4 protein-coding genes are annotated in these 4,183 nt (G+C 43.2%); 3 read left to right on the top strand and 1 reads right to left on the bottom strand.

Annotated elements, in window-relative coordinates:
* The 3 genes from CIK89_RS12570 to CIK89_RS12560 all read left to right on the top strand — a co-directional run.
* Positions 1–1,088: hypothetical protein (locus CIK89_RS12570; RefSeq protein ID WP_216820478.1), on the top strand; the 1,088-nt coding region annotated here is incomplete at its 5' end.
* Positions 1,033–1,233 carry a hypothetical protein gene (locus CIK89_RS13390; protein ID WP_144007420.1) on the top strand — a complete coding sequence of 67 codons (201 nt, stop codon included), beginning with the start codon at positions 1,033–1,035 and terminating at the stop codon, positions 1,231–1,233. The genes CIK89_RS12570 and CIK89_RS13390, both read left to right, overlap by 56 nt.
* A 152-nt stretch (positions 1,234–1,385) precedes the next feature.
* A complete protein-coding gene (locus tag CIK89_RS12560; protein WP_094391702.1) occupies positions 1,386–1,790 on the top strand; it encodes a hypothetical protein in 405 nt (134 codons plus the stop codon).
* 82 nt (positions 1,791–1,872) lie between these two features.
* Here CIK89_RS12560 and CIK89_RS12555 read toward each other — a convergent pair whose 3' ends face one another.
* Entirely contained in the window at positions 1,873–3,633 is a 1,761-nt protein-coding gene (locus tag CIK89_RS12555) for an ATP-binding protein (protein WP_254046685.1), read from the bottom strand.
* Positions 3,634–4,183: the final 550 nt, after the last annotated feature.

Here is a 4,183-nt window from a genome sequence, read left to right as displayed (position 1 = left end):
CGATTTTTAAAAGACAACACATTAAAAGAGATTACCTACATAAGTTGGATGGTATGGAGGTGCTAATCTCTCACTTTAGCGATGAAAAGGAATTTATTAAGATGGCAGTTGAAGGATCATATTTTTTTGAACCTGAACTTGTTGTTAAAGCAATGAATGAACTTTCCGGTAGTTTTTATCATTCAAAAAATAAGGGAGAAGAATTAATAAAGGATGAAGGTAATTGGGTTAAAAGTTTAAATAATGAAGCAAACAAAATTGGAAACGAAGAAATCAAGAAGATTTTTTTACAGATTCTCTCCGAAGACAAAAACATTGCTTTAAATGTTAATAAATTCATCAACTATTTGAATAAACGAAGAATAGAAACAAAATTGGGTAAAAAACTAACAAAGCCTGAAATAGATTGTCTGAATAGTATAAAAGATAAGTTAACTAAAGATCTCAACTATCTTGAAGCTCGCTATACCACTGATGAAAAAATTATAGAAAATAACAGTAGTGTAACGAAATGCGATAAGGCAATATATACCATCGAAGGAAAACAGTATCGAGTAGATATCGATAAAGATGGAAACGATTCGGTTCGTAGTCTAATCACTAATAAAACAGGAATCACAATCTCTCAAGGAAAAGAATCACTCTTTCAAAACACAATAATATCTCATGTTTGGGGTAGGGCTTACGATCCTCGTTTTTTCACGAGTCTATGGAATATTGTGTTGATTCCGGCTTGGGCAAATAGCTTGATGGATAAGGAAGATGCTCCTGCTAATACATTAGCTTCCAAAATGCAAAATACTTACATGGCAATATGTTCATTGCTTTACCGCGAAAAATTGAAAGATATAATCTGGGAAAATCTGGATATGGATGGTTTCCCTAAAGTGAAAGTGAAAGAGGATATTATCTTACAAGATTATACTTTTAATATAATAAAAGAGAAAGAAGGTACCCCCAAAAATGTTACTATTGTTATTGACAAAAGGATAGAAAAGCAGGAAAAATTAAATCAATTGAAAGACGAAAAATATGAAACTCCTCCTCGCAGCCCTCTCGCTCCTGTTGTCAATAGCCCTGATATGTAGCCCATTATACTTGGTTTACATTGGCTTTGTGTGCCCGAATATCAGCTTTTGGGTGAGAGTGCTGCTCGTGGTGATAGGGCTGGTGCTTTGCCGATTGGTGAAGCCCATCTCTATCATCACGGGCAAGGATTGGAAGATATTCTAGAATCCAATCCTATGTGCCTTCTTTTCCAACCGCTCTGGGTCACAGAGGGTGATGTTGTCCATTATATTGACAACAAATCCTTTGCCTATAAAATAATAGTTTGTACTTTTGCAGCCGATAACAGAAACGTTTAACTTAAAAACATTGGTATTATGGCAACAATTCTTATTGGTATCGACATTAATCAGCAGTGCACCGACCTCGATTTTGGAATAGATCTGCCCGATGATGTTATTGAACAGATTGAGCGGAAGTACAAAAAGGCACTCGAAGAATCTGGAATGGATGATGATGATTTTGGTCCTACTTATTTTGAACAGCTGAAAAAAGAAGATAAGGAGTTAGCAGATAAAATTGAAGAAGCTGCATGGGACACTTTATATTATTTGTTGGAGCATGACTACGAGGGTGATGATTATCGTGTTGAAGCCATGCAAAGAGTGTATGAACAAGACGAAGAAGGAAACTGGTATCAGACTTATGCAATCGGCAATAAATTTGATTTCGACCTAGCAGATTTTCCAAGATATCATAATTACAACCCGTCAAATCACTAATAAAGCATGGGGCATACGGAGCTATACCGTATGAGGGGCACAATAAACAAAATTGCACAACGGAACCGTTGTGCAATTTTGTTTAGAAACCTATCCTGCGCACTTTCTTCTCCAACCGCTCCTGGTCACAATGGGTGATAAGGGATTGTAAGTCGTCTGCTTCATCACCATGAAGGATGCTGTCTATGGCATGGTGACGGGCGATATTTTCTATTTGACCTCCACTGAAGTCATAACGTGAGGCCAGTTGGCTGGCAGCATCAGCTGAAAGCGATGGAATCATACTCTGCCAGATGTGCTGACGGGCCTCGACAGTGGGCTTGTTGAACTTGATTTTATACAGGAAACGGCGCTCGAAGGCTTTATCCATATTCTGCTCCAGATTAGTGGTGGCTATGAGGATGCCATCGAGCATTTCCATCTCCTGCAGGATGATGTTCTGGATACTGTTCTCCATCTTGTCAACACCCCGCTCTGCCATCTTCTGACGACGATTGATGATGGCATCGGCTTCGTTGAACAGCAGGATGGGCGTGCGCTTGCAGTCCTTCACCTTCTTGCGATAGTCGTCGAACAGGGCCTTGATATTCTTCTCAGAGTCGCCGACCCACTTGCTCTTTATCTCCGACACGTTCACCTGCATGATGTCACGACCAGTCTGACGAGCCAGTTGAAGAACGGTCTCTGTCTTACCCGTGCCAGGCGAGCCATAGAACAGACAGGTGAACCCACAACGGAAGCCCTTGTCCTGCAAGCGCTGGCGAATCTTCTGATAGTTGTCTTCGCTGAGCAAACCTGTCAGCTCGTTAACTTGACGGCTGGTTGCCTCGTCGTAGAACAGTTGGTGGGCAGTGATGTCGCTGTGACGCATCATACCGCGCTGAGGACGGTCCTCGTCATCCAACTTGACATCTAGTTCTGTAAACAGCGCACGCTTGGCCTTCATGGTCAGACAGAAGGCATTGCTGTCGTTAAAGCCTCCATCGTGAGCGTGTTCGATAAGTCCTAACAGCTGCAGCTTACTCTTCTCGTTCTTCAACTGCTGATGAAGCATGCTCCACTCACGGCGACGCTCGTAGAACTGACTCAGCTGGTGCATCAGGATATGGTTGTCGCTGAAGAGCACACACTGGCTGCACATAAATAAGAGGGCTATGATTTCATCGTCGCTGATCTCGTAGCTCATTACCTGTTCCACGAACCGCAATTCCTGATTGCTGTTGAGCAACGACTTCACACGCAGACGCAGTCCCTCGTAGGTCAGCTCGTGGTCACTGCGTTGGTCGAAGATCTTGTCCAGCTCGTTGATGAGCTCCTCACAGCTCAGACCTGACAACTGACGCTGTTCAGGCACCTTGTTGTCGTTCAGCGCCTCCAAAATATAATAAGGTATACGATAGGTAGGACGGTCGCCACTGTGATTGCACACTACGAAGCCGCGCTCCTCTAGCACATCCATCTCCTTGAGATAGGGCAGCAATGCGATGGGCGTACAGCGCAAGTGGCGTCCGAAGTCGTTCATGTCGATGCGCTGGTCGGCAAAGTTGTTGATGACCAAAGCCAGCATTAGCGCTTGATTGTTGTTAATGTCAAGTCGTTGGGCCACATAGTTCAGCGCCTCTTCAGCCTCGATGAAGAAGTCGCCACACAGCTCCGTGTTCTCCGACAGGTCGATGATGACCTTAATGGCGTCTACCAGTGTCGGTTCCTTGTCACCAAAGGTGAAGCGTTCCACCTCTAACGTATCGCCGTCATCGGTGGTTACTTCGGTTGTCTCTGTTTCGTACTGCTGGCCGTTCATGGCGGCGATAATACTGGGGTGAATGTCTTTTTCAATGTTCATAAGCATCCTTTCTTAATTAATTTAACCTCACGTTTTTGCGCTGCAAAGATAAGGTAAATATAGGAAACTGATGCCGAAAAAGTGTCAATCATTTAGACAGGGCTCGAATCTCCCTATAGAACGGGCATGTGCCACAAATTCATTGTACGATGGATCATCTATAACGAACCCTGCATGTGTGGCTATCAGTAGAATCGCTAAAAAAGTCTAAGACTTCACGTAAAAGGGGATTGTTGAGTAAAAAAATTGTATCTTTCCTCTATAAAACCTAATTTCATTTCCCTGCACAAGCAACAAAACCCACAAGAACGCATAATTGTGGTGCATAGTTATCCGTCACAGTTCCTCTTCCGACCTGTGATAATCAGATACTTTCCTCTTCGAGTTTTACTCAGACTGGGTTCCATCTCCAGCAGTGCCATTGGTTAATTTGCAATCACGGGGTGTCACCACCACAAAGATAGTAGCCTTGGCACGGCTGGTATATCTTGTCACCCTTTAGTGCAGGGTGTCAAAATCATGTTGTCAAAGTCCTTATAGCCGACTCCTT

Source organism: Prevotella sp. P4-119 (genome assembly GCF_002251345.1).
In the GTDB taxonomy this organism is placed as follows: Bacteria; Bacteroidota; Bacteroidia; order Bacteroidales; family Bacteroidaceae; genus Prevotella.
This window is presented reverse-complemented; position numbering and strand designations above follow the sequence as displayed.